The 26,371-nt window shown below is 59.7% G+C and carries 21 protein-coding genes and 1 rRNA gene; 6 read left to right on the top strand and 16 right to left on the bottom strand.

Annotated elements, in window-relative coordinates:
• Window positions 1-32: 32 nt before the first annotated feature.
• From JJD74_RS03690 to JJD74_RS03715, 6 genes are all read right to left on the bottom strand, one after another.
• Window positions 33-1,490 (bottom strand): N-acyl-D-amino-acid deacylase family protein, encoded by a 1,458-nt coding sequence (locus tag JJD74_RS03690; protein WP_200611438.1) that lies wholly within the window; start codon window positions 1,488-1,490, stop codon window positions 33-35.
• Between the two features lies 1 nt (window position 1,491).
• Entirely contained in the window at window positions 1,492-2,352 is an 861-nt protein-coding gene (locus JJD74_RS03695; protein WP_042557552.1) for a MurR/RpiR family transcriptional regulator, read from the bottom strand.
• Between the two features lie 15 nt (window positions 2,353-2,367).
• On the bottom strand, window positions 2,368-3,717 hold the full coding sequence (locus JJD74_RS03700) for a GntP family permease (RefSeq protein WP_115148412.1): 1,350 nt from the start codon (window positions 3,715-3,717) through the stop codon (window positions 2,368-2,370).
• 341 nt (window positions 3,718-4,058) lie between these two features.
• Window positions 4,059-4,952, bottom strand: coding sequence for an NAD-dependent epimerase/dehydratase family protein (locus tag JJD74_RS03705; protein ID WP_200611440.1), 894 nt, complete (start codon window positions 4,950-4,952; stop codon window positions 4,059-4,061).
• Between the two features lie 103 nt (window positions 4,953-5,055).
• On the bottom strand, window positions 5,056-5,967 hold the full coding sequence (locus JJD74_RS03710; protein WP_200611443.1) for a LysR family transcriptional regulator: 912 nt from the start codon (window positions 5,965-5,967) through the stop codon (window positions 5,056-5,058).
• Window positions 5,968-6,094: 127 nt separating this feature from the next.
• On the bottom strand, window positions 6,095-6,685 hold the full coding sequence (locus JJD74_RS03715; protein WP_042557548.1) for an NAD(P)H-dependent oxidoreductase: 591 nt from the start codon (window positions 6,683-6,685) through the stop codon (window positions 6,095-6,097).
• 184 nt (window positions 6,686-6,869) lie between these two features.
• Here JJD74_RS03715 and JJD74_RS03720 point away from each other — a divergent pair, with 184 nt between their 5' ends.
• Window positions 6,870-7,184 (top strand): putative quinol monooxygenase, encoded by a 315-nt coding sequence (locus JJD74_RS03720; RefSeq protein WP_042557547.1) that lies wholly within the window; start codon window positions 6,870-6,872, stop codon window positions 7,182-7,184.
• On the opposite strand, the gene JJD74_RS03725 is transcribed toward JJD74_RS03720, so the two are convergent.
• Window positions 7,174-7,938 (bottom strand): sulfite exporter TauE/SafE family protein, encoded by a 765-nt coding sequence (locus JJD74_RS03725; RefSeq protein ID WP_200611446.1) that lies wholly within the window; start codon window positions 7,936-7,938, stop codon window positions 7,174-7,176. The genes JJD74_RS03720 and JJD74_RS03725 overlap by 11 nt on opposite strands.
• Before the next feature lie 230 nt (window positions 7,939-8,168).
• Here JJD74_RS03725 and JJD74_RS03730 point away from each other — a divergent pair, with 230 nt between their 5' ends.
• From JJD74_RS03730 to JJD74_RS03745, 4 genes are all read left to right on the top strand, one after another.
• Window positions 8,169-9,050 (top strand): LysR substrate-binding domain-containing protein, encoded by an 882-nt coding sequence (locus tag JJD74_RS03730; RefSeq protein WP_200611450.1) that lies wholly within the window; start codon window positions 8,169-8,171, stop codon window positions 9,048-9,050.
• Window positions 9,051-9,095: 45 nt separating this feature from the next.
• Entirely contained in the window at window positions 9,096-9,671 is a 576-nt protein-coding gene (locus JJD74_RS03735) for an NAD(P)H-dependent oxidoreductase (protein WP_200611453.1), read from the top strand.
• Between the two features lie 48 nt (window positions 9,672-9,719).
• The gene (locus JJD74_RS03740; protein ID WP_042557543.1) at window positions 9,720-10,091 is read left to right on the top strand and encodes a MerR family transcriptional regulator; all 372 of its coding nucleotides are present in this window, start codon (window positions 9,720-9,722) and stop codon (window positions 10,089-10,091) included.
• Window positions 10,092-10,197: 106 nt separating this feature from the next.
• On the top strand, window positions 10,198-10,548 hold the full coding sequence (locus JJD74_RS03745; protein ID WP_023969491.1) for a cupin domain-containing protein: 351 nt from the start codon (window positions 10,198-10,200) through the stop codon (window positions 10,546-10,548).
• Window positions 10,549-10,710: 162 nt separating this feature from the next.
• Here the strand turns inward: JJD74_RS03745 and mmsB are convergent, their stop codons facing one another.
• Together mmsB and JJD74_RS03755 are read right to left on the bottom strand one after the other, a co-directional pair.
• Window positions 10,711-11,613 carry a 3-hydroxyisobutyrate dehydrogenase gene (mmsB, locus tag JJD74_RS03750; RefSeq protein WP_042557542.1) on the bottom strand — a complete coding sequence of 301 codons (903 nt, stop codon included), beginning with the start codon at window positions 11,611-11,613 and terminating at the stop codon, window positions 10,711-10,713.
• A gap of 10 nt (window positions 11,614-11,623) precedes the next feature.
• Complete coding sequence (locus JJD74_RS03755; RefSeq protein WP_047299658.1) at window positions 11,624-13,150, bottom strand: CoA-acylating methylmalonate-semialdehyde dehydrogenase; 1,527 nt, start codon at window positions 13,148-13,150, stop codon at window positions 11,624-11,626.
• 149 nt (window positions 13,151-13,299) lie between these two features.
• Between JJD74_RS03755 and JJD74_RS03760 the strand changes: the two genes are divergently transcribed.
• The gene (locus JJD74_RS03760) at window positions 13,300-14,247 is read left to right on the top strand and encodes a LysR family transcriptional regulator (RefSeq protein ID WP_200611493.1); all 948 of its coding nucleotides are present in this window, start codon (window positions 13,300-13,302) and stop codon (window positions 14,245-14,247) included.
• On the opposite strand, the gene JJD74_RS03765 is transcribed toward JJD74_RS03760, so the two are convergent.
• The 7 genes from JJD74_RS03765 to rrf form a co-directional block, all read right to left on the bottom strand.
• Window positions 14,244-14,702 carry an OmpA family protein gene (locus JJD74_RS03765; protein ID WP_200611496.1) on the bottom strand — a complete coding sequence of 153 codons (459 nt, stop codon included), beginning with the start codon at window positions 14,700-14,702 and terminating at the stop codon, window positions 14,244-14,246. The two genes, JJD74_RS03760 and JJD74_RS03765, sit on opposite strands and share 4 nt — an antisense overlap.
• A gap of 41 nt (window positions 14,703-14,743) precedes the next feature.
• On the bottom strand, window positions 14,744-16,012 hold the full coding sequence (locus JJD74_RS03770; protein ID WP_200611459.1) for a diguanylate cyclase domain-containing protein: 1,269 nt from the start codon (window positions 16,010-16,012) through the stop codon (window positions 14,744-14,746).
• Window positions 16,009-16,584 carry a YfiR family protein gene (locus tag JJD74_RS03775; protein WP_042557537.1) on the bottom strand — a complete coding sequence of 192 codons (576 nt, stop codon included), beginning with the start codon at window positions 16,582-16,584 and terminating at the stop codon, window positions 16,009-16,011. Before JJD74_RS03775 ends, JJD74_RS03770 begins: the two co-directional genes overlap by 4 nt.
• Window positions 16,585-16,703: 119 nt before the next feature.
• Window positions 16,704-18,812 carry an exodeoxyribonuclease V subunit alpha gene (gene recD, locus JJD74_RS03780; protein ID WP_200611461.1) on the bottom strand — a complete coding sequence of 703 codons (2,109 nt, stop codon included), beginning with the start codon at window positions 18,810-18,812 and terminating at the stop codon, window positions 16,704-16,706.
• Window positions 18,809-22,498 (bottom strand): exodeoxyribonuclease V subunit beta, encoded by a 3,690-nt coding sequence (gene recB, locus JJD74_RS03785; RefSeq protein ID WP_200611463.1) that lies wholly within the window; start codon window positions 22,496-22,498, stop codon window positions 18,809-18,811. Before recB ends, recD begins: the two co-directional genes overlap by 4 nt.
• Window positions 22,495-25,947, bottom strand: coding sequence for an exodeoxyribonuclease V subunit gamma (gene recC, locus JJD74_RS03790; RefSeq protein WP_200611465.1), 3,453 nt, complete (start codon window positions 25,945-25,947; stop codon window positions 22,495-22,497). The genes recB and recC overlap by 4 nt, the downstream gene beginning before the upstream one ends.
• A gap of 154 nt (window positions 25,948-26,101) precedes the next feature.
• Window positions 26,102-26,217: ribosomal RNA gene (rrf, locus tag JJD74_RS03795) — 5S ribosomal RNA — on the bottom strand.
• Between the last annotated feature and the right edge of the window lie 154 nt (window positions 26,218-26,371).

Genomic DNA, 26,371 nt, shown 5'->3' on the forward strand with positions numbered 1-26,371 from the left:
TGTGCCATCACTGTGACGCACTGCGCGAAACATCAACTAAAGCCGTCGCGCAAATCGCCCTGGCGCGCAAGAAACCGCCCTTCCCTTCGACCATTTGCCTGACCATCGCTGTAACTCAAAACACCGTTGATCCACACCCCGTCAATCCCCTGCGCCGCCCGTTGCGGATCATGGAAATCCGCAACATCGCGCACGGTCGCCGGATCGAACAACACCAGATCCGCCCAGTTTCCTTCACGAATCTCGCCTCTTTCCTTCAAGCCAAACCGCGCCGCCGACAGACCGGTCATCTTGTGCACCGCCGTGTGCAGCGGAAACAGTCCGACGTCACGACTGAAATGTCCAAGAACCCGGGGGAAAGCGCCCCACAGGCGTGGATGCGGGAACGGATCTTCCGGCAGTCCGTCAGAGCCCACCATCGACAGCGGATGCGCGAGGATTCTTCGTACATCCGCCTCGTCCATGCCGTAGTACACCGCGCCCGCCGGTTGCAGGCGTTTGGCGGCGTCGAGCAGCGGCACGTTCCATTCAGCGGCGATGTCGATCAGGTCGCGGCCACTGACTTCCGGGTGTGGCGTCGACCAGGTGATGGTGATGCGGTGCGCGTCGGTGACTTGTTTCAGATCCAGCGTCGAGGAACTCGCCGCATACGGATAGCAATCGCAGCCGACCGGATGGGTTTTCGCTGCCTCTTCCAGCGAGGCGAGCAACTGCGGACTGCGCCCCCAGTTGCCGACACCGGCACACTTGAGGTGGGAAATGATCACTGGCGATTTAGCGTGGCGCCCGATCTGAAATGCCTCATCCATCGCCTCCAGCACCGGGGCAAATTCGCTGCGTAGATGAGTGGTGTACACCGCGCCGAATGCCGACAGTTCTTCGGTCAGTTGCATGACTTCATCGGTGGAGGCGCTATAGGCGCTGGCGTAAGCCAGACCTGTGGACAAACCAAGTGCGCCAGCCTCAAGACTTTCGCGCAACTGCTCGCGCATCGCGGTGATTTCGGCAGGGGTTGCGGTGCGAAACAGGTCGTCGAGGTGATTGCTGCGCAGCGCAGTGTGACCGACCAACGCGGCAACGTTCAACGTGATGTTGGCCGCTTCGACCGCCGCGCGGTAATCGCTGAACCGTGGATAAACAAACGCCGCTGCGGTGCCGAGCAGGTTCATCGGGTCCGGCGGATTGCCTTTCAAACTGACCGGCGAAGCGCTGATTCCACAATTGCCGACGATCACCGTGGTCACGCCTTGGCTGAGCTTTGGCAACATCTCTGGCTGACGGATGACCACGGTGTCGTCGTGAGTGTGCACGTCAATAAAACCCGGCGCCAGCACGCGGCCGGCAGCGTCGATTGCTTCGGTGGCCTGGGCATCGCGCAGGTCGCCGATGCGCTCGATTCGACCGTTGAGAATCGCCACGTCAGCGCTATAGCCGGGTGTGTTGCTGCCATCGATGATCAGGGCGTTGCGAATCAGGGTGTCGTACAGCATGTCAGTCTCCCAGCGGCAGGTGATCGTCGCCGCCACGGTATTCGTCGAGAGCGAGTTTGATGCGCCGCAGACGTTCTTGATTGTCTTCAGGACTGGCCAGCGCCAGCTCGGTCGCGAGCACGTCGATGGCAAGCAACATGCCGTAACGCGCCGCCGTCGGTTTGTAGATGAACGATGTCTCTGCGCCTTGCAGCGGCAGGACGATGTCAGCCAGTTCCGCCAGCGGCGAGTCGGCACGAGTGATGGCGAGGATGCGCGCGCCGTAGTTGCGCGCCAGTTCGACGGTCTCCAGCAATTCCGGGGTGATGCCGGTCAGCGAGCAGACGATGACTACCTGTTCGGCGTTGAGGCTGGCGGCGGTGACGCGCATCATCACCGCGTCATGGCAGACCGCAATCGGATAGCCGAGCCGTACCAGGCGCACCTGCAATTCATCGCTGCACAGGGTCGAGCAGCCGCCCATGCCGAAGGCGTGGATCATCCGCGCTTGGCCGAGCAGTTTTACCGCATCAGCGAAACGCGATTCATCGAACCCGGCCAAGTGCTGACGCAACGTTGTCTCGATGTCGCCGACAATCTGCCCGTAAAACGCCGACTGTTCAGGCGTGCCCGCCGGGTCGAGAAAACGACTGCCCACGCCGCTGGCCTGGGCCAGTTGCAGGCGCAGATCGCGCAGGTCGCGGCAACCGACGGTACGGGCAAATCGCGACAGCGTGGCGGTGCTGACTTCCGCTCGTTGCGCCAAATCTTCGAGGCTGGCGGAGGCGGCAAAGCCGACATCGTCGAGCATCAGTCTGGCGATACGGCCCTCGCCGGCGCTGAAGGAATCCTGACGGGCGCGGATCTGGTAGAGGATGTCCATGGCGGCGGGCTCCGGTTACAGCAGGTAAGAAAGGCCGACGGTCAGACCGAAAGCGACCAGCGAGATCAACGTCTCAAGCACGGTCCAGGTCTTGAACGTCTGCGCGACCGTCATGTTGAAGTATTCCTTGATCAACCAGAAGCCGCCGTCGTTGACGTGGGAAAAGATAACCGACCCGGCCCCGGTCGCCAGCACCAACAGTTCGGGGTGTGGATATCCCAGACCAATGGCCACAGGCGCAACCACGCCGGACGCGGTGGTCATCGCCACAGTCGCCGAACCGGTAGCGATACGCATCAGAGCGGCAAACAGCCAACCCATGAGCAGCGGCGACAGATGAAACTCGTGAGCGAGGCCGACGATTTGATCGGTTACGCCAGCGTCGACCAGTATCCGGTTCAAACCACCGCCCGCCCCCACCAGCAAGGTGATGCTGGCGGTTGGCGCCAGGCATTCATTGGTGAATTTGAGGATCGATTCGCGGTTGAAACCTTGGGCGATGCCCAGCGTCCAGAAGCTCAGCAACGTCGCCAGCAACAGCGCGATCACCGAGTTGCCGATGAACAACAGGAACTGATTGAAACCGCTGCCCGGCGTCGAAATCAGGTTGGCCCAACCGCCGATCAGCATCAGCACCACCGGCAACAGAATGGTCGCCATGGTGATGCCGAAGCTCGGCAGCTTGTCGCGTGGCTCGCGGTCGAGGAATTGTTTTTCCAGCGGGTTATCCGCCGGCAACTGAATGCGCGGGACGATGAATTTGGCGTACAGCGGGCCGGCGATGATCGCCGTAGGAATCCCGATCGCGATTGCATACAACAAGGTCTGCCCTACCGACGCCTGATACGCCTGCACCGCCAGCATTGCGGCCGGGTGTGGCGGCACCAATGCATGCACCACCGAGAGGCCGGCAACCATGGGCAAACCAACCATCAGGATCGAGACACCCACCCGTCGCGCCACGGTGAACGCAATCGGCACCAGCAACACAAAACCGACTTCGAAGAAGAGCGGCAGCCCGACCAGAAACGCGATGCAGACCATCGCCCAGTGCGCGTTCTTCTCGCCGAACTTGTCGATCAACGTGCGCGCCATCTGATCCGCGCCACCAGACTCGGCCATCATCTTGCCGAGCATCGTCCCCAGCGCCACCACCAGCGCAATGTGCCCGAGCGTCTTGCCGACCCCGGCCTCATACGCACCCACCACACCCGACGGCGGCATGCCCGCCACCAGTGCCAGACCAATGGAAATCAGCGTGATGACAATGAACGGATTGAGTCGATAACGGGCGATCAACACTATCAAAGCGATGATGGCCACGGCGGCATACACCAGCAGCCAATAGCCGAAAGAAGGCGTCATGCGGTACTCCTCGAAAGGGTCACGTTCGAATGGGTTGTGAAACTCATAAATCATTTCGAGATCGAGATTTCAAACCGCATGAAAGTAATTTTCGTGGAGAGGCAAGAGGTGTCGCGGATGGATATGTCTTGTCGTGATTAATGAAAATTGGGGGGCGGGATTTTCATGGCTGGCAGGCAAACACAAATCAAAATGTGGGAGCGAGCCTGCTCGCGAAGGCGACCTGACAATCAACATCTCTAGCGACTGAAGCACCGCTTTCGCGAGCAGGCTCGCTCCCACAGTTTTGATCGCATACCTCCAAACAGAATGCGCAAAACTTATGGGAACTGGTGTACCAATCACACCATTTCGTTACGAATCCATTCAACCACCGAGGTGCGTTTCGGCGTCCAGCCCAGCAGTTCGCGGGCGTGTTTGCCGCGTACCCGGCTGTTGGAGCCGAGGCCGTAGTTGGCCATTTCATAGCCCCACTCGGCTTCGGCGTCTTGCAGTGGCCAGTCTTGTGGCTGGCCCAGGTTGAGGGCTTCCGCCATGGCGGTGGTCATGTCGATGAACGACGCTTCGCCGCTTTCGACAAAGTAGAACGTGCCGGGGACGTTTTTGGTCAGCGCCAGCAGGTACAGGGCGACGACGTCTTCGATGTGTACGTTGGACCAGATGTTCTGACCCGTGCCGACGTGGCGAACCACAGCGCTTTTGCGCGCCTGTTTCAGCAAGCGCGGCAATTGCACGCTGTCGCGGTTGACGCCCAGGCTGTGGCCGTAGACCAAGGTGTTGCAGATGACGGCCGAATTCACGCCATCCTTCGCTGCATCGAGGATCAGGTTGTCGATGGCCACGCGTGCGGCTTTGTCGACGGTCGGCTCGGGAAGGTTGTCTTCGTAGTAGATGACGTCGCTAGACTTGCCGCCGGATGCATCGCCGACGATGCTCGAACCGCTGGTGTGCAGGAATACTTTATTGGAGCCGCGCAAAGCGTCGAGCAAGGCCTCAACCGCAGCGCGATGGTCGCTGCTGGCGGCGTTGATCACTGCGTCGGCAGCGCGGGCCTGTTCGGCGAGCAGTGTTTTGTCGTCGAGGGTGCCGATCACCGGGGTGATGCCCAGTGTTTTGAGTTCATCGGCTTGTTCGGCGCTACGCACCAGACCCGTAACATTGTGGCCGGCCTGAACCAGACCGGTAGCGATGGAGCCGCCGATAAAACCGGCAGCGCCGGTGACGAATACGTTCATGGAGAAACTCCCTGCGTGAGTAAGTGATGGGACGAGTATCGACCGACGACGGCGGCCGAAAAACCCGCGCTCGCCCAAATCACTGTTGCGCAGAGGTCACGAATCAGCCTTTGAAATCGGCGCTGGCGTAAGCCGCGAGTTTGCTCTGGATGAAGTCGAGGAAGCACTGAATCCGCAGCGCCAGTTGCGAGTTACGGTAGTAAACGGCGTTGATCGGTTGGCGATAACCGCTGTTGAATTCCGCCAGCACGACCTTCAAACGCCCGGCGCGGATGTCGTCGATGGTCATGAAGTGCGACAGGCACGCGATGCCCTGCCCTTCCAGCGCCAAGTGCCGAACGGTTTCGCCGCTGGAGGCGCTGATGGCCGGGGTGATGGGCCAGCGGTCACCGTGCACGTAACGCAACGGCCACTGATTGAGGCCTTCGTTCTGGGTAAAACCGAGCAAGGCGTGTTCGCTGAGGTCGGCCACTTGCAGCGGCGTGCCGTGGGTTTTCAGATAGGCAGGGCTGGCGACGATCAGCAGCGGGCTGCAACCCAGCGACCGCGCATGCAATGTCGAATCGGCGAGGGTGCCGATGCGGATGGCGACGTCGGTGCTTTGTTCCAGCAGGTCAATGATCAGGTCATTGCTGTTGAGTTCGAGCTGGATGTCCGGGTAGAGCTGACGGAATTCGTCGATGTAGGGCACGACGGCGTGCAGCATGAACGGCGACGCGGCGTTGATCCGCAGGCGTCCGGACGGGGTTTGCTGGCGTGAGGACAGGCGTTCTTCGAGTTGCTCCATCTGATCGAGAATCAGCTTGGCCTGCTCAAAGAAATACTTGCCCTCCTCGGTCAGGTCCATGCGCCGCGTGGTGCGGTTGATCAGCGTGGTATCAAGCTTGGCTTCCAGCCGCGACAACGTGCGGCTGACGGCCGACGGCGTCTGCCCGACCTGCTCGGCAGCGGCAGAAATCGAACCGCACTCGATCACACAGACGAAAATCTGCAACTCATCGGATCTGGCTTTCACGGGTGTCCTCTTTGAAATCGCCAAGATCGCAGCCTTCGCCAGCTCCTACAGTGAAATGCGTTTCCCTGTAGCAGCTGCCGAAGGCTGCGATCTTTTGCTGTTACAACCGATAGTAGCCCGAAACCAATCAAGCCTTGAGGCCAAACACCTCGCTCAAATGCTGCTCGTAGCGCGCCACATCATTCTCGATGTTCGGGCGCTTCATCACGTCAACACACAGAAACGTCGGTAACCCGGTCATGCCCAGAAACTCATTGGCCTTGTGAAACGGGAAGTACACCGCGTCCACACCCTTGGCTTCGAAGAAATCAGTCGGGTCATCAAACGCTTGCTGCGGCGCGTTCCACGTCAGTGAGAGCATGTATTGCTTGCCCTGGACCAGACCACCACTGCCGTACTTCTGCGACGCATCGGAACGGGTGCGACCATCGCTGGCGTATAGGCTGCCGTGGCCTTCGGTGAAGACTTCGTCAATGTACTTTTTTACCGTCCACGGCGCGCCCATCCACCAGCCTGGCATTTGATAAATGATCACGTCGGCCCAGAGGAATTTGGCGACCTCTTCAGCGACGTCATACCCCTCGTCGATGAAGGTCGTCTTGACGTCGACACCGCCGCGATCCAGCACGCTCAGCGCGGTTTCGTGCAGGGTGGTGTTGTAGCGACCGTCGGAGTGAGCGAATTTTTTACCGCCATTGAGCAACAACACTTTTTTCATGAGAAAGCCTCGGCGCAGCCATCGGGCTGGGTGAAGAAGGGAAAATTGAATGGCGGCAGATTAACGATCGACCTCGCGCGGAATAAGCCGTGGTTGCGCAAAATACATTTGATTAAAAAGCACGAATCGACAGCAGATTGTTGCCGTAGAATTCGCAGCCATCTGAATTTGAGGAGTTGTTCCGATGAGTGAACGCCTGGGTTTCATCCTGCACGCCAAGACCCGTCCGGAAAAAGCCGCGGCTTTCGAAGCGCTGTTCCGTGCCTATGTCGAGCCAAGCCGTGCCGAGCCGGGCTGCATCGAATACCACATGCTGCGCGACAAAGAAGATCCGACGCTGTTCATCTTCTACGAGATCTGGGCATCCCAGGCGCATCTCGATGTGCACTCGAACCTGCCGCACATGAAGCAGTTTTTCGAGCAGCGCATGGAGTTTCTGGAGCGAGATTTCGACATTCGCTCGATCGACATGCTCAGTGAATCGTCGGCTAGCCGCTGATCAGCAAGTGGGCGCCGAGCGCGCCCAGACCGATGAAGAACACGCGCTTGAACAGCACCGCGCTGATTCGCTGACGCAGCCATTGGCCGAGCAACATGCCAAGCACTGCCGGAACCAGCGCCAGCAGCGAAGCGCTCAATTCACCGCCACCCAACGCGCCACGCCAGAGCAAGCCGCCGGCCAACGCCAGGGTCGAGACGGTAAACGACAGCCCGAGCGCTTGCACCAGTTCATCGCGATTCAAACCCAGCGCTTGCAGGTATGGCACTGCGGGAATCACGAAGACTCCGGTGGCTGAAGTGATAACGCCGGTGATCACCCCGCAGACCGGGCCAAGCCATCGCTCATGGCGCGGCTTTATGTGCAGCGTCGGCAGCAATAGCCCGCTCAACGCATACAGCAACAGCGCCGCGCCCAATCCGCGAACCACCCAATGTCCGCCGACCATGCCGATCGATAACGTGCCGATACCGGTGCCGAGGAAAATCATCAAAAGCATCGGCCAGAGGCGTTTGATCAATCCTTCCAAGTGACCGCCAAACGCCAGTTGCCAGACGTTGGTCAATGTTGCCGGGATGATCAGCAACGCAGCAGCCTGTGTTGGTGCCATAGCCAGACCGAGCAGCCCCATGGCGACGGTGGGCAGGCCGAGGCCAATGACGCCTTTGATCAGACCGGCGAGCACGAATGTGGCGATGACCAGCAGGGACAGGGCCAGACCGAGGTTTTGGTAGAAATCTGCGAGTGTGTTCATGGCGCTACTGTGCGCCAGTCGGGACTGACTGAAAATCTGCCATATACTGAGACAGCCTCTACCAATGCAAGAGGCTTGGAAATTCATTAAGGCAACTGGCCCCATCGCTGGCAAGCCAGCTCCCACAGGTTTATCGGTTGCATTCAAAACCTGAGTACACACAAAACCCTGTGGGAGCTGGCTTGCCAGCGATGGGGTCTATCCATAAACCACAAAACCAGAGGCTGCCCATGCACTTCGACCTCACCGACCTGCGCCTCTACCTGCACATCCTCGACACCGGCAACATCACCGCCGGCGCCGCTCGCAGCCATCTGTCCCTCGCCGCCGCCAGTGCGCGAATTCGTGCAATGGAAGCCTCACTCGGCGCTGACTTTCTGGAGCGCGGTCGCCGTGGCGTCACCCCGACACCGGCCGGCAAAGCGTTGGCCCACCACGCACGCGTCCTCCTGCAACAAGCCGAACGCATGCAGCAGGATCTCGCCGAATACGCACAAGGCGTCAAAGGTCAGGTGCGGTTGTTGTGCAACACCACCGCAATCACCGAGTACCTGCCGGAAGTGCTCGCGGACTTCCTGCGCAGCCATCCCAATCTCGACATCGACTTGCAAGAGCTGCCCAGCGCCCGCATCACCCACGCCTTGCGTCAGGGAGCGGCGGATCTTGGGATTGTTTCCGACGCGGTCGACACCAGCGACCTGCAAACCCAGCCCTTTCGCGACGATCCGCTGGTACTGATTCTGCCGCTGGATCACCCATTGTCTGACGCCGTCGAGGTCAGTTTCAGTGATGCCTTGCGCTACGACTTCGTAGGACTGAGCGCCGACAGCGCACTGGCGATCTATCTTGAAGAACAGGCGTTGCACAGCGGCTCGCGCATGCAGATCCGCATTCGCGCCGACGGTTTCGACGGCGTGATGCGTATGGTCGGCCACGGGGCCGGACTGGCGATCGTGCCGCTGGCTGCCGTCGAACGCGCAACGCCACGCTCATTGAAAAGCGTTGCCCTCGACGAGCCTTGGGCGCGCCGCACGTTGCTGCTGTGCGCGAAGGATTTCAGCGCTCTGCCGAGTTACGCCAAAGCGCTGCTCAAAGCCTTGACTCTCCCCTAAGGGGCAGACTTCATCCTTGGCTTTTTTACAGCAGGGACGATGACCATGGGCAAACGCATTCTGCTGATTCTCGGCCATCCTTCGACCAAGAGTTTTTGCGCTGCACTCGCTGAGCGCTACACACAATCAGCACTCGATGCCGGACACGAGGTGCGCCAGTTGCGCCTTGGCGAGATGGTTTTCGACCCGGTACTGCGCGACAGTTATCAACAGATCCAGCCGCTGGAAGATGACTTGAACGCGGCACAATCCGACATCCTCTGGGCCGAACATCTGACACTGGTTTACCCGATCTGGTGGGGCGGTATTCCGGCGTTGCTCAAAGGTTTTTTTGATCGGGTGTTTCTCCCGGGTTTTGCCTTCAAATATCGCTCGGGCAAAGCGTTTCCCGAAAAACTGTTGGCGGGACGCACCGCCGATTTACTGGTGACCATGGATACTCCGCCCTGGTATTACCGCTGGATCTATCGCATGCCCGGGCTGCATCAGGTGCGCAAGACGACCCTCGATTTCTGTGGGATCAAACCCTTGCGCACGCTGACGTTCGGGCCGGTGCTCGGCTCAAGCGATCAGCAACGGCAAGCCTGGCTGGGACAGGTGCAGGCTATCGCCAGTCGCTGAGTCTGCCGATAATGCGCTGCGCTGTTACTTGTTGAAAAAGGGACTTATATGTACATCGGCCAAGCCGCGCAACGTTCCGGCACCACCATCAAAAGCATCCGCCACTACGAGTCGATCGGCCTGTTGCCCACACCCCGGCGACAGGGTAACTACCGCCTCTACGATCAGCAGAGTGTCGAACTGCTGATCTTCATCAAGTGCGCCAAAGACATGGGTTTTCGGCTCAAGGAGTTGCAGGCGATCTTCTGCGAACATCACGGTGAGGCGATGCCGTGGGCGCTGGCACAACAAGCCATAGAAGCGAAAAAAAGCGAGATCAACCGCACCATGGCCGAACTCACGCGCCAATACGCGCAACTCGAAGGGTTCGAGGTCGAGCTGGAGCGAGCCAGAGTCGAATGCCCGCTGGAGAAACTCTAACGATCTGCGCGTTTCTGAGCAGCTTGATGTCGAGTACAGACAACTGACCGGCGACCGGGCGCTATAGGGTGCGACTTCAGTTCACAGCCCACAGCCCGGAGTTCTCATGACCGCGACCGCCCCTATCACCGTTCTGCGCGATACCCATCCGCTGCCGGTACTCGACGCCTGCAAATGGGAAAAACTCGAAGGCGACCCGCACACCGTCAACCTCAATGCCTACACCAGCGAAGACGGCAGCAAGATCATGGGCACCTGGATCTGCACGCCGGGCAAGTGGCGAGTCGATTATGTGAAGTGGGAGTACTGCCATTTTCAGGAAGGCTACTGCGTGATCACCCCCGACGGCATGGAACCCATCCACCTGCGCGCCGGCGACATCTTCGTGGTTGAGCCGGGGATGAAAGGCACATGGGAAGTGGTCGAGACGGTGCGCAAATATTTCGTGTTTGCCTGATGCAAAAAAGCCGGGAAACCACCCGACGTGGTTTCCCGGCAAACAATATCAGATACACGCAATTCTCTTGTGGGAGCGAGCCTGCTCGCGAAAGCGGACGGTCAGTCACTTCCTTGTTGAAGCGACCGCCGTCATCGCGAGCAGACTCGCTCCCACAGTTTTTCAGCGCTGCCCTTCAATTGCAGGCTTGCGATAGCTGTTGATAATCGCCGAGAAATCTTTCCCGCCGTCCCCGCGCTGGCTCATTGCCTGATATAGCTGCTGCGCCACCGCGCCCAGTACAACTGGCTGATGTGCCTGACGCGCCGCTTCAGTCGCAAGGCCCAGATCCTTGAGCATCAATTCAGCACCGAAACCACCGGTGTACCCACGAGAAGCCGGCGCTGTTTCGACGATGCCCGGCCATGGGTTGTACATTTCCGAACTCCAGCAACGCCCGGTCGAACTGTTGATGATCCCGGCCAGCACCGACGTATCGATCCCCAGCGCATCACCCAGCGCCATCGCTTCACTGACGCCGACCATCGAAATCGCCAGCAGCAGGTTGTTGCAGATTTTGGCGATCTGCCCGGTGCCGACTTCACCGCAATGAACGATGTTGCGGCCCATTTGCGCTAGCACCGGTTGCAGGGTGGCGAACAGTTCCGGCGTGGCGCCGACCATGAAGGTCAGGGTCCCGGCAGTCGCACCGCCCGTACCGCCGGACACCGGCGCATCGGCCATGGCCACCCCTTGTTTGGCGGCAGCCGCGGCGACGTCACGAGCAGTCTGCGGATCGATGGTGCTGCAATCCACCGCCGGCACGCCTTTGCCGATGCCAGCGAGAACACCGTCTTCACCGAGCCAGACGCTGCGCACGTGCACGGCGGCCGGGAGCATGGTGATCACCAGTTCGGCGTCCTCGGCAGCCTCGCGGGCCGAAGCGCGGATGGTGCCGCCCATCTGCTCCAACTCCGCCAACACGGTTTTGTTCAAGTCGACCAGATTCAGCGAATGGCCAGCCTTGATCAGGTTGCGCGCCATCGGTGCGCCCATGTTGCCCAGACCGATAAATGCGATTTTCATGGCATGTTCCTCAGCGCAGGTTGATGGTGGTGTTCACGCCGTCGTTGACGCTGTCGTCATCGAACCAGCGCGCCGTGACCGTTTTGGTCTGCGTGTAGAACTGCACCACTTGCTTGCCGTACGGGCCGAGGTCGCCGAGTTTCGAACCGCGCGAACCGGTGAAGCTGAAGAACGGCACCGGCACCGGAATCGGGATGTTGATGCCAACCTGACCGACATCGATTTCCGTCTGGAATTTACGCGCCGCCGCACCGCTCTGGGTGAACAGACCTGTGCCGTTACCGAAAGGGTTGGCGTTGACCAGCGCAATCGCCTGATCAAGCGTATCGACTTCCAGCACCACCAGCACCGGGCCGAAGATTTCCTGGGTGTAGATCTGCATGTCGGTGGTCACGCCCGAGAACAGGGTCGGGCCGACGAAGTTGCCTTGCTCGTAACCCGGCACGCTGATGTCGCGACCGTCCAGCTCAAGCTTGGCGCCTTCCTTGATGCCGCTTTCGATCAGCTCGAGAATCCGCGCCTTGGCCTTTTTCGAGATCACCGGGCCGACATCGGTGCCCGGCTCGTTACCGGCGTTGACGGTGAGTTTCTGTGCCAGCGCTTTCAGGTCCGGCAGCCATTGTTTCGCCGCGCCCACCAGCACCACCACCGAAGTGGCCATGCAACGTTGCCCCGCCGCACCGAAACCGGCACCGACCAGGGCATTCAGCGCTTGCTCGCGATTGGCGTCCGCCAGCACCACGGCGTGGTTCTTCGCACCCATCATCGATTGCACGCGTTTGCCGTGTTTGCCGGCCAGGTCATATACGTGAGTGCCGACAGCGGTCGAGCCGACGAAGGACACGGCTTTGATGTCCTTGTGAGTGCACAGGCCATCAACCACGTCTTTGCCGCCGTGAACCACGTTGAGCACGCCCGCTGGCACACCGGCTTCAATCGCCAGCTCCACCAGCAGCATGGTCGACAGCGGATCTTGCTCAGAGGGCTTCAATACGAAAGTGTTGCCGCAAGCGATGGCCATCGGGAACATCCACAGCGGAATCATCGCCGGGAAGTTGAACGGCGTGATGCCGGCGCAAACGCCGATCGGCTGGCGCAGGGTGTAAGTATCGACGCCACCCGCGACGTTCTCGGCGAACTCACCCATTTGCAGGCTACCAATGGAGCAGGCGTGCTCGACCACTTCCAGGCCACGGAAAATATCGCCCTCGGCGTCGGCAATGGTTTTGCCCTGCTCGGCGCTCAGCACCACGGCGATACGCTTGGAGTGCTCGCGGATCAGCGCTTGCAGCTTGAGCATGATGCGCATCCGCGCGCCGATCGGGGTCAGTTTCCAGGTCTGGAAGGCACGCTGGGCGGCGCTGACGGCGGCATCGACTTCAGCGGCGGTCGCGAACGGGACTTTGGCCAGCACTTGCTGGGTCGCCGGGTTGACGATGTCGTGCCACTCGGTGGTTTGCGACTCGACCCACTCGCCGTCGATCAGCAGTTTGACCTTCTGCAGCGTGGTTTCGTTGGGCGTAAGCGATGCGTTCATGCTGGTCTCCGAAACTTGTTTTTATCGTAGGAGCCAAGGCGAAAGGTTCGCCTTGAGATGAGGCGTGTGTCACGAGTTGGTTGTCGGACTGTTTTTGGAGTATAGATGTGCAAACTTCTAATAAGAACGCACATATAAGCCCGTCCATCATGCAAAAAAACATCACCTCTCTAGGTTCGCTGAACTGGGACGACCTCAAGTTTTTCCTCGAAGTTGCCCGCACCCGCAAAGCCAGCACCGCGGCTAAACGGCTGGCGGTCGACTACACCACCGTGTCGCGGCGGATCAGTTCGCTGGAATCGGCGTTAGGCACGTTGCTGTTCGAGAAATCGCGGACCAGCGGCTTCGTACTCACCACCGAAGGCCAGCGTTTGCTGGGATACGCCGAATCGATTGAAAGCACATTGCACATGGCCTGCGAGCAGGTTTCAGGCTCTGGCGTGGCGCTGTCCGGGCATGTGCGCATGGGCTGCACTGAAGGCTTCGGCAGTTTTTTCATCACGCCGCAACTGAGCCATTTCGTCGACGCCTACCCGGCCATCTCGGTGGACATCCTGCCGCTGCCGCACTTCATCAGCCTGTCCAAGCGTGAGGCCGACATCGTCATCGCACTGGAACGCCCGGAGCACGGACCGTACGTCTGCTGCAAACTCTGCGACTACCGCTTGCAGCTCTATGCGACCCAGGACTACCTCGACAAACACCCACCGATCCGCCGCCCGGCAGACTTGGGCAAGCATCAATTCATCAGTTATGTGGATGACCTGGCGTTCAGCTCGGAGCTGCTTTACCTGGCGAATGCGCTGCCAGGTGCCAGCGCGAACTTGCGCAGCACCAGCGTGATCGCGCAATTCGTCGCGGCGCAGCAAGGTCGCTCACTGGCGATTCTGCCGTGTTTCCTCGCCGCACAGGACCCGCGTTTGTTGCCGGTGCTGCCGGAAGAAATCGACATTACCCGGCAGTTCTGGATGTACTGCCGGGAGGATCTGCGCAAGTTGAAGCGGATTACCTTGTTGTGGGATTACATCAGGGAGGTGACTGAGCGTAATCAGGGTCTGCTGATGGGGCAGACCCGTGAGATGCAGTTCGCCGATTAATCGGCGCTCACCACAATCGAAACCCGACGGTTTTCCGTGCGGCCTGCGGCAGTACCGTTGGATGCCACCGGCTCGCTGCTGCCCAGCCCGCGCAGCTGTATGTTTTCTTGCTTCATGCCAACCGTGCCCAATACGTTGGCGACGCTCTTGGCCCGGCGCAATGACAGTTGCTGGTTGTAGATTTCCTTACCCGACGCATCGGTGTGGCCGTCGACCCGTACCCGCTCAATGCCCACGCCCAACAGGGCTTTGCCGATGCGCGAGACGATCTCGGTGCTCTGTGTATTGAGGCTCTCGACATCGCTGCCGAACAGCACTTTGCCGGACAGGCCGAACTCCCAGCCATCGTCAGTCAGCTCGAAGCCTTGTTGCTTGAGCACGGCAACCTGCGCCGCAGAGAGGCCCTTTTGCGGGGCGGTCTGGCAACCGGTCAGCGCCAATATGGCCATCAACATCAGCGTGGAAAACAGTCGAGAAGGAAAAGTGAACACGGAAATTAGCTCCTGGTTTGAACGGGATTGACCGGGTACTCCGACCCGGCCGTGGATTGAGCGCCACGCGACAGGCGCTTGGCTTGATACATCGCCGCGTCGGCAGCGTTGAGCAGCGCACCGGGGGTGACGCCATGATCGGGGTAAACCGCGATACCGATACTGAGCGACGTCACAACACTGGCATCACCCGGCAGGGCGATCGGCATGTCCATGCTCGCGAGAATCTTGTCAGCGATGCGTTCGGCGTCTTCGACCTTGTGCAGAGGCGCGAGCAGTACGGCGAATTCGTCCCCGCCCAGTCGCGCGACCAAATCTTCTTCACGCAATTGCGCGCGCACCCGATTGGCTACCGCCACCAGTACCGCGTCACCGGCCGCATGGCCAAAGTTATCGTTGATGCCTTTGAAACGGTCGCTGTCCAAAAACAGTACAGCCACGCGCTCCTTGAGTTTGCCGGCATTGCGCAGGGCCCGAATCAAGCGGCCCTCGAAATAGGCGCGGTTCGGCAACCCGGTAAGACTGTCGTGACTGGCCTGGTGGGCCAAGGTCTCGTTTTCGCTTTTCAGATGGGTTTGCCACGATTCCAGTTCGTCGAGCAAGGCGTTGAAGTCATTGCCGAGGTTGTCGAGTTCAGCGATCTGCGCTGGCGGCACGCGTCGATCCAGCGCTCGTTCGCTACGGGCAGCGTGGGCAACGGTCGCCAGGCTGCGCAACGGGCCGATGATCTCGCGCAATTGTCGCCGCGCCAGATAAATCGCCACCCAGGCGCTGATGGCGGTACAGAGAATGATCCCCGCCAGACCGCTGAGCAGAAACCGCATCAGACTGCCGCCGTGACCGGTGAGCAGAACACGTCCGATCTCGCGATTCTGATGGGTGATCGGCAAGTCGATCGGCTTTTCCAGAATCGCCCGGGCGAGTTGCATTTCCAACTCAGAGATCAAACCGGTTTCCGGTCGCTGCCATCGCGCGAGCAGTAGACCTCGGGCATCCAGCACCTGAGCGTCTGCCACTTCTTCGGCCGATGCGATCATTGCCAGCGACTCAGTGGCGGCAGCCTTGTCGTTGAACACGACCGCCGCTTCCACGGTGTAGCTGATCGACCGGGCGATCAAATGCAGGTTGTGATCGGCATACACCCGCAACGCCAGAACGCCCAGCAGGGTCAGGGAAACACTGGCCATCGCCACTGCCACCAATGCGACCGTCAGGTGCCCACGGCCGAGAACCGAGCCTAACGTTGGGCGCGTATTGGATCTGAACAGTCTCATTGTGCCGCCGATTTGCGGCGTGACAACTGCAGCACGCTTGGATGAATGCGCACGCCACTGCGGGCAACAGAGTCGAGATTGACTTCGAAGGACACCTGCTCATCGCCGACGCGCAGACAGAACAGACTGCCGACCGTGCACTGATCGTCGCCCTCGCTGATGCTCAGCACCGGGTGCCCTGTCAGCGAAGCGAACAGCCGACTGCGTTCATCTGCGGTGAGTTTGCCGATATACACCGCATCGCATTCGGTGACGATGGCCGGGTTGTCGGCCAGCAGACGATGCACGACAACTGGCCTGCCGGTGGCCTGAGTAGTGCCCTTGACCAGATCATCGGTGTATTCAGTGGGGCCGACGATGCACAGGCGCAGTTGCGCAGGCTCTACCGGCCAGCGTGCGTAACTGAGAATACCCAGCACAACCTGGGTGACCGCCTGCGCCCGCTGTTCGGCCATGCCGGGCGGCGTTTGCGGTTGCGCGACGGCAGCGCCCGCCAGCAAACAGAGCAGACCGACAAGCACTGCGTGCTTGCAGCGAAACACGCGCTCTGTCGCCCAGACAGCCACCTTCATGCAGGGATTCTCTTGGATCGTAACGGAATGATGCCGCAACGATAGCACAGCGCTGAATCACCAGCGAGGCGCGGACTCCTGACCGGATGGTCAGTAGTCAGCCTCATTCAACGAAACCTTCATCCCCGGGGCTCGGTGCCCTCCTCCAGTTCCAGCATCAACCCGCTCAAGCGTTTTACCTTGCGCTGCACGGCCTCTTCAAAAACTCCGGCACGCGGTTCGATCAAGGTGAACCAATGCTTGGCCCGGGTGATGCCGGTATAGATCAGCTCCTTGGTCAGCACGGGGTTCAAGGCGTCCGGCAGGATCAATGCGGTGTGGGCGAACTCCGACCCTTGAGACTTGTGTACGGTCATCGCGTAGACGGTTTCGACATCATTTAAACGACTCGGCAACACAAAGCGCACGCCACCCTGGCCATCGTTGCGCGGAAAAGCCACGCGCAGCACCGGTTTACCGGCGGCAGGACCTTCGCGCTCGGGCAGTTTGAGGGCAATTCCAATGTCACCGTTCATCAGGCCCAGACCGTAGTCATTGCGGGTCATCAGCACTGGCCGACCTTCGTACCATTGCTGGTCGTTGTCGATCAGTCGCGCCTTGAGCAATGCAGCGGTGATGCGCTGGTTCAAACCCTCCACACCCCACGGCCCCTTGCGCACCGCACACAACAGCTGGAAGGTGTCGAATGCCTGCAAGATCTCGCGGGCCCAGTTGATCCAGTCCGGATGTTCGAGCGGCCTGTCCAGCGGTGGACGCTGATCACGCAATACTTTCAGGTAATGCCGATAGCCTTGCGGTCCGCCGCCATGACCCTCAAGCAAGAGTCGCTCGAGGTGCAGATCGTGCTCGCCCTTGAGCGGCAACGAATACACATCCTCATACTGCCCCGCCACCAGCAACTGACGCGCCTCATCCGGCAACTGTTGATTGACCCGGCGTGCAAGCTGGCCGATACCGCTGCCTTCGCCAAAGCGCCGGGAGTGACGCAACATCACCACTTGTTGCGCCAGCGGATGGGAGCCGTCGAGGTCCTCATGCAAGCCGCTGGCCTGCAACGATTCACCGCTGACCGACTCCAGCCATTGCCGAGTCTGCGGGCTATACCAACCGCTTTCAGCGTCACGGCACAAATCCCCCAACACGGCACCGGCCTCTACCGAGGCCAACTGATCCTTGTCACCCAGCAGCACCAGACGTGCATGGGCAGGCAGGGCGTCGAGCAGGTTGGCCATCATTTCCAGGTCGATCATCGACGCTTCATCGACCACCAGCACATCCAGCGGTAAACGGTTGCCGGCATGGTGGCGGAAGTGTCTCGTACCGGGACGACTGCCCAGCAAGCGGTGCACAGTGGTCACGTCGCAGGGGATTTTTGCGCGTACGCCTTCGGCGACTTTCAGCGATTGCACTTGTTGGCTGATGGATTCGGTCAATCGCGCAGCCGCTTTGCCTGTCGGTGCAGCCAAGCGAATTCGCAGCGGATGACCAGCCTCCACCGCTGGCGCTTGCAGCAACGCAAGCAAGCGCACCACTGTGGTGGTTTTGCCGGTGCCCGGTCCACCGGTGACGATACTGAATGCACCGCGGGTAGCGAGGGCACAGGCGAGTTTCTGCCAGTCGATCACCTCATCGGTTTTGGCCGAACCGAACAGCTCATTGAGCCGTTGCGGCAGGTCATCCGGCGTCGCCTCGCCCTGGGCGAGACGCTGGCGCAACGCCATATCGATGCGGCGTTCGTAAGCCCAGTAGCGCCGCAGGTATAAACGTTTTCCGGACAGCACCAGTGGGCGATTCTGCGCGGCTTCGCGGGTATCGGCTGCCAGCGCGACCAGGCCACTGCCCGCCAACGCCTTGCACCAATGCGCGCCATCAAGCGCTTCAAGCAATTGTGAAGGCAGCAACAACACACCACCTTGCACGTCGCCTTCGGGTGGCAGCGACAACGCAAAGTCAGGCGCTTTAAGGGTTTCGAACAAATCCAGACAAACATGACCGTGGCCGAGTTGATGACTGGTCAGCGCTGCAGCGAGCAGCACCAACGGATCGGTATCGGGCTCAAGCTCGTGAAGAAATGCGACGAATGCCTTGTCCAGCGCACGCAACCAGCCACGCTCGACCCAACGGGTAAGCAACAGCAGCAAGTCATCGGCGCTTGTCAGGGGCGAAAGTCTCGACAGACTGTCGGCTGCCAGCGGTGTCGGCAACAGATCGGCAAACGTGCGGCTCATAGCAGGACTCCCTGTTCCCATGCGGGTTCGGCCTTGGGTTCGGGTTTGCCCTGGAACATCCGGTCGAGACGCTCGATCAACTCACGAGGCGGTCGGGCAAAGTACACACCGCGGCTGTCTGAGCGAGTGCCGCGCAAGAACAGGTACAGCGCCCCGCCAACATGCCGGTCGTAATCGTAGTCGGGCAAACGGGCCTTGAGCTGACGATGCAACGCCAACAGATACAACACGTATTGCAGGTCGTAGCGGTTGTCCAGAATCGATTGTTCCATGGCGTGCTCGGTGTAGGCCAGATCGTCCACACCCAGCCAGTTGGACTTGTAGTCGGCCACGTAATAGCGGCCATCGTGTTCAAAGGTCAGGTCGATGAAGCCTTTGAACATGCCGTTGAGTTGCACTGGCTCTGCGCCAACCCGGGCCACACCATTGTGGGTGAACTGGCGTACCAGTTCGTCGAGTTTCAGCACGTCGACTTTATGGCTGGCGAACCAGAATTCCATCTCGACTCGGTACTGTGTCAGCTGTTCGAGAATCACCGGTGGCCGCCCATCAGCGATTGGCAGTGGCGACTTGAGCAGGTGTTGCAACCAGTCACTGAGGGTGGTGATCCAGCCTTCCCAGCCACGCAGGTTGCAGCGCCGGCCAATCGCGTCCTCCAGCGCCTCGCGGGAAACGGCGAAACCGTCATCACCCGCCCACTCCAGCAAACCGTGAAGAAACGTTCCCGGATTGGGACCACGGGGGAAGCGATGGATATCGGCGCCGCCGGTTATGATTTCTCGCGGCGCATCCGGGTCGAGGCGTTCGTCATCGAAAAGCTTTTGTGCTTGCGGGCTGTCCGGTGCTTCATCGCTGCCGACACTCAGCACATCACTGATGCGCAGCGCGCTATACGACGCGATCCACCAGTTCTCACTGGCCTTGCGCTTGGGCAGCAACGTGGCACTGAGGACGGCTTCATTGCGCGGAGGTTGGTAATGCTCGTCGGTGGGTTGCGGCATTTCGCCGATGTCGATAGCCGGGCAGTCTTGCTGCAGGTCTTGCAACCATCGGTTGAGTCCACTGGATTCACCCAGAGAGGCACCACCACCCAGCAGATAGCCCAGCGCAGAAAGGTGCAGCACCGAGCTGTTGTTATTGCCCCGTTTGAGATCCGTCACGCCTAACCAGCAGGCATGTTGCGCACGAGTCAGGGCGACATAGAGCAAACGCAGATCTTCGGCGAGACGCTCTTCGTCCGCTTGCGCAATCAACTCGACGGTCGGTTTGAGACTCACCTGAGCCTTGCCCGTAGCGTCGTGGTAATGCAGCGGCAATCGACTACCGTCCACGGGTTTCGCCGAGCAGATGAACGGCAGGAACACCAGCGGATACTCAAGGCCTTTGGACTTGTGGATGGTCACGACCTTGACCAGTTGCTCGTCACTTTCCAGGCGCAGGATCTGCTCTTCACCCGCCTGACCCGACAATGCAAGAAGCTCGGCCAGATGGCGGATCAGCGCTTGCTCACCGTCCAGCTCTGCGGCGGCCTGCTGCATCAGTTCCGACAGGTGAAGCAGGTTGGTCAGCACCCGCTCGCCATCGCTGCGTGTCATCAAGGTCTGTGGCAAATGGAAGTCGTGAAGCAGGCGGCGCAACATCGGCAGCACGCCTTGCTTGCGCCAGAGTTCGCGATAGCCACGAAACTGCATGACTCGAGCTTCCCAAACCAGTTCGTCCTGATTCAGCCGCTCCAGTTCAGCCAGTGGCAAGTTCAGAGTGATACAGGCCAGCGCAGCTTTCAGCGAACGTTCGACATCCGGCTCGGCGCAGGCTTTGAGCCAGGACAGCAGGTCGTGGGCCTCTTGGGCCGCAAACACCGAATCCTTGTCCGACAGATAAACGCTGCGCACACCGCGGGCGGCAAGCTCGCCGCGAACCGCTTGAGCCTCTTTACCGTCGCGGACGAGGATCGCGATGTCCGAAGGCCGCAGCCCTCTGAAATCTTCACCGTCCTGAACAAACCCCGCACTGCCGGATTGCCCGCCATTGAGCAATGCCGTTATTTGGCTAGCACAGGCGGCCGCCAACTGTTGCCGATAAACCGCTCCCGACAGCGGTTGGTCTGTGGACAAGTGCCAGACATTCAATGCGCCAATGTCTTTTCCGGCAATCTGCAGTTTCTCTTTACGACCTTGCGATTCCACCGGTTGAAACGGCACGGGGTTCTCGCCGTTTTTCTCCCGGAACAAAAACGCGCCGCGTCCCAGCTCTCGGGACTCGGCGCGTTCGAATACATGGTTGACCGCTTTGACCATGCCGTGACTGGAGCGGAAATTGGTGCCCAGCGTATGCAGTCGGCCGGTGGTGGCCTGACGGGCACGTAAATAGGTGTAGATGTCCGCACCGCGAAAAGCGTAAATCGCTTGCTTGGGATCGCCGATCAGAAACAAACCGGTATCGGGGTTGTTGTCTTCGATGCGATAGATGCTTTCGAAGATGCGGTATTGCACCGGGTCGGTGTCCTGGAACTCGTCAATCAGCGCGACCGGGAATTGCTCACGGATCAACGTTGCCAGACGTTCGCCGCCGTCGGATTGCAGCGCGGCATCCAGGCGCAGCAGCATGTCGTCAAAACCCATTTCGGCACGGCGGCGCTTCTCTTCTTCAAAGCGTGTGCCCACCCAATTGGCGGCGTGTTGCAGGACAGCGGCATCAGGCGTTGGCAGTGCATCAAGACTCGATTTGAGTCCGGACATAGCATCGAGCCCCGGGTGACTTGGGGCCTGCCCCTTCCACGCTTCGGCCATGCCGTCGGGGGTCAGGCGGGTGAAGCCGGTGCCGATGTCCAGTTGCTCCAAAGACTCGTCTTCGGCCCAGGCCTTGAGCTTCTCGAACCAGGGTTCAAAGTAACGCGCCTGCATCTTGCGACCATCGACAGTCTTGCTGGCAACGCCTTGATGGCACATGACGAGCAACTCGTCCGCCCATTGACGCCAAGGCATCTTCAACTCGATCAATGCCGAGCGGCGCTCCTGCAAACACTCCTCGATAAGCTCTGCGGGTGCCTTGCCTTCGTCGCTGTCGCGCTCGCTGGCGAACAGTCCGCGTACTCGGGGTAGCAACGCTGCAGGTCCACCCCAGTTGCTACGAACCCAATTCAGCGCATCCCCCTGCATCGGGTAACAGAACAGCCGCCAGTAATCGCGCAGCACTTCACCGAGCAAATCGCTGTGATCGGTTTCCAGGGATTGAGTGAACAGGCTGCCGCTGTCGAACGCATGCTCGCGCAGCATGCGCTGACACCAGCTGTGGATGGTCGAGACCGCGGCTTCATCCATCCATTGCGCAGCGATATCGAGGCGATTGGCACAGCCGGGCCATTGCTGAGGATCGAACTGATCGCGCAGGTCAGCGATCAATCCGTCAGGGGCGGGGGTCTCGTCGCGAAAAAACCTCGCCGCCTCGGCCAGTCGCGTACGAATTCGCTCGCGCAGCTCTTTGGTCGCCGCGTCGGTGAACGTCACCACGAGGATCTGCGGAGGCAACAATTCGCGGGCAAACCCGCTCAACTCACCGCCGTGCCCGAGAATGAGCCGCAGATAGAGCGCAGAAATGGTGAAGGTTTTGCCGGTACCGGCACTCGCTTCGATTAACTGGCTGCCACGCAGCGGAAATGCCAGGGCCAGCGGTGTCTTCGTGCTCATGAGCGGGGGCCTTCGCTGGACAATGAACGCCAAGGGGCTTCATGCAGGGGGCGGTACAGGGTGTCGCACCAACCGGAGAACGTCTCATCCGCGAGTAATGCGTCGAAGTCGGCAAATTGTCGGGACAATGCCGGACTCTCACGGCGCTCACCCTCGCTAGTCTGGCCGTCACCCTCGTAGGCTTTACGGGCCGCAGCGTCAGCTTTGACCGGATCGGTCTGCGACAGCCAGGCGAATGCGGTCTTTACCGCAACCGGCAATGGTTGGCGCATGCCGGCCTGCCAGGCGAGGAGTAAATCGCCAAGGAGGCTAAACGCGCGGGCTGGCTCCATCGGCTCCAGCAGCAACGTGTCGTCACTGGCGACCAATGCCGTGGTCAGTGAAAGTCCGCTGGCGCAGGCGGCAAGATGATTCACCCACGGTTTGGTCAGCCGATGCCACTTACGACTTTTGATCGAGCCAATGCTGTTGGGAATGGTCGTGACTGCTAACAAGCCACCATCAGCGCGCTGATGCAGGCCTGCGAGCCAGCCTTCAAGCCGCAAACCCTGAAAATCGAGATTGACCGGGATGGCGCTGGTCATCGGTGTCGGCCACAACGTCAGTAGCTGTTGATAACGTTGCAACAGGTCGGGGAGCGGTTCGATCAGCTCCCGCTGCAGGCATTCGCCAAAACCGGCCATGGGCAACAATCCGCTGTTTTGCAGCCTTCGTGCCTGAGCCTCGAGTGCCTGATCGATATTGTCCGGCTGTCTGAGAGCGGCTTCGAGCAGGCTGTCGCTGAGCGTATAGCGCTGCAATGCGTCCAGCACGAAAGGTTCTTCATCAGCCAGCGGAGCTTCGGCGGCTTCGAAATACACCTTGAGTCGTTGGGTAAAAAAATGTCGTGTCGGGTTACGCAGGAAATCCTGTAGCAGGGCCAGGCTCAGAGGTTCTTCCTGAACATAGGGCGTAAGTAATTCTGCGTGGACCTGGGGCGCATGCTGTTGATGCAACACCTGCCACTCACTGGCATAGCTGAACAGTTGATCGCCTTCATGGAAATAGCGCGCACTGAACGGCTGCAGCGGATGCTCTTGGGTCATGGCGCCTAACAGATCCTGGCTTTCGTCGATCAATCGCCAGCCGCTGGCGAGGTGATCACGCAACTGGCCAATCAACACTGATGCAGGTCGCTCACTGTTGTCGCGAATGCTGCGGCCGACCCAACTGATATAGAGCTGATCACGTGCCGACAGGAGCGCCTCGAGCAACAGATAGCGGTCATCTTCACGCCGCGAGCGGTCTCCAGGGCGGTAGTCGCTGCCCATCAGATCGAAATCCAGCGGGGGTTGCGCACGGGGGTAATCGCCGTCGTTCATCCCCAACAAACAAACCAGCTTAAAGGGAATGGCGCGCATCGGCATCAACGTACAAAAGTTCACCGCACCGGCCAGGAAACGCTGAGACAAACGGCCCTGATCTAGGCCAGCGAGCCAGGCTTCACGGACGACAGTCAGCGGCAGCTCATCTACCAGACCTACCGTCTCACAGGTCTCCAGCCAGGTTTCACGAAGCTCTTCCAGTTGGGTAAGCAAGTAGTCGTCATGTTCATTACTGGCTTTGAAGAACAGCTGCATAAGCGCTTGGAGTCTCTGCCCCCACTCTTTGGGTTGAGCCGCTTGTGTGAGCTGCTGATGGGCGAGTTCCAGAGCATCGAGCAACGCTACCAACGGCCCGATCAATGCGGCATCCAGGCCGCCGATTTCATCATACGGCTCAATCCCAGAGCAGGCATTGGCGGTACCGACGGCGTAACCCAAGAGCATTCGGCGCAGGCCAAAATGCCAGCTGTTCTGTTCAAGTTCGTCTGGCAGCCCGAGCCCGGCACGCTGCTCGGCGTTCATCCCCCAGCGGACGCCCGCCCCTTCGATCCAGCGATGCAGTGTTGGCAGGTCCCGCTCTTCTACGCCGAACCGGGCACGCAATGCCGGAACGTCGAGCAGGTCGAGGATTTCGCTGACGGGGAAACGACTGTCCGGCAGCTTGAGCAGGTGCTCGACCGCGATCAGTAACGGGTCGCGGCCACGCTGCCCCTGATCTGCCAATGTGAAGGGAATGAAGCGTGGGTCATACCGGTCGAGTTGACCAAACACCGCGCGTATATGCGGTGCATAACTGTCGACATCCGGCACCATTACGATCACATCGCGAGGGCGCAGATTCGGATTGGCACTGAAGCGCGCCAGTAGCTGGTCATGCAGGATTTCCACTTCGCGCTGAGCGCTGTGGGCAATGTGAAAACGGATCGAATCGTCTTCATTCAGATCAACAGCAGGCCAGTGCTCGCGGGTCTCGTTGAGTGGACGCAGCTCCAGGATATCGTCCTGAAGTTGATTGAGCAGATTGTGTGGCTCAGATTCGCTAAACAGGTCAATGCGACCGTCGCGAAATACGGCGCGGTAGCTGTTGGGATCGTCGTAACTGTCGAGCAGGTTGATGTAGTCACGACCTTGCTTACCCCATGCTGCCAATAATGGATGGGCATGCTGGTGCAGTGTTTCGGGATCCAGCACGACGGGCATTCCGCTCTTGCGGGACTGTCGCTTGTATTGGTGACGCAGCAAATCCTTGTCGGCGACGATATCGGCCCAGTGGTGACGGCAAGGGTTATGTACACACAACAGAACCTGGCTGAAACGCGCGAGTCCGGCCAGCGCTTCAAGGACCTGGGCCGGTAACGACGAAATCCCGAAAACAATCACTCGCGATGGCAGTCCTGCAGGAGCTATCGCAAGGTTGTTGATCCGCTCGATGAATCGCTGGTGAACGCCGGCGCGACTCTGCGCCATGCCTTGTTCCCCCACGTCATTCAGTAGTGCACGCCACAATTCGGCTTGCCAGCAGCTGGTAGCGGGCAAAGATTTTACCTCGCCTCTGACATTTCGTAATTGATGCCGCCCTTCGGCCCAATCCTCAAGCCAGTCAGCCCGATACACCTGATATTGGTCGAAAAGATCCGCTAGACGCTCAGACAATTGATAGCGCTTGCGCAAGTCAGTGTCGTGGGTAAGGAAGCGTTGCAGCGGCTCGAAATGCGCACGGTCGATGACCTGGGGTAGCAAACGCATGAGGCGCCAGGTTAGTGGTGCTTTATCGAGCAGGGATTTGGCCGGAATTTCTTCTCGCCCCAAAACCATGCGATAGAGCTGCCACATAAAGCTACCGGGCAGTTGCACATCAATCGCTGCGGCGATGCCGCAACCACCGAGGTCGTCTTCTTCTGGATCTTCAGCCAGGGCCAGCTTTAGCCATTGGGCGATGCCGTTACTCTGCACCAACGCAATTTCGTTCTCCAGGGGAGCCAGCGGATAGCGCCGCATGATGCTGACCACCAAGCTGCGCAGTTCGTCCAGGCTATTGCTCTGAACCACCATGAATGCAGCGTTGAGGGACTGGGCGTCCGGCATAAAGACTTCCTTGAAAAAGTACGAAAACCAGGTCAGAACCTTAGCATTGTCGACACGCTATGACAGCCGGACGAGGTCCGTGAATGCTGTAAGAACTTTCCTGCGGGCAAAACAAAACCCCAACTGCTTTCGCAATTGGGGTTTCGGAATTTAATCTTGACGATGACCTACTCTCACATGGGGAAACCCCACACTACCATCGGCGATGCATCGTTTCACTGCTGAGTTCGGGATGGGATCAGGTGGTTCCAACGCTCTATGGTCGTCAAGAAATTCGGGTACCGAGTCGTGGCCAGATGGCCTCGCTTCAGCAAATTGGGTATGTGACAGCTTTCGGTGTTTGTGAACATCGAACTTTCGGTTCGTTTCGTCTTCACACACCGCAATCTGGCCTTTCGACGCAAATTGCTTGGGTGTTATATGG

It is taken from the genome of Pseudomonas sp. MF6776 (assembly GCF_016613125.1).
GTDB classification, from domain to species: domain Bacteria; phylum Pseudomonadota; class Gammaproteobacteria; order Pseudomonadales; family Pseudomonadaceae; genus Aquipseudomonas; species Aquipseudomonas iridis.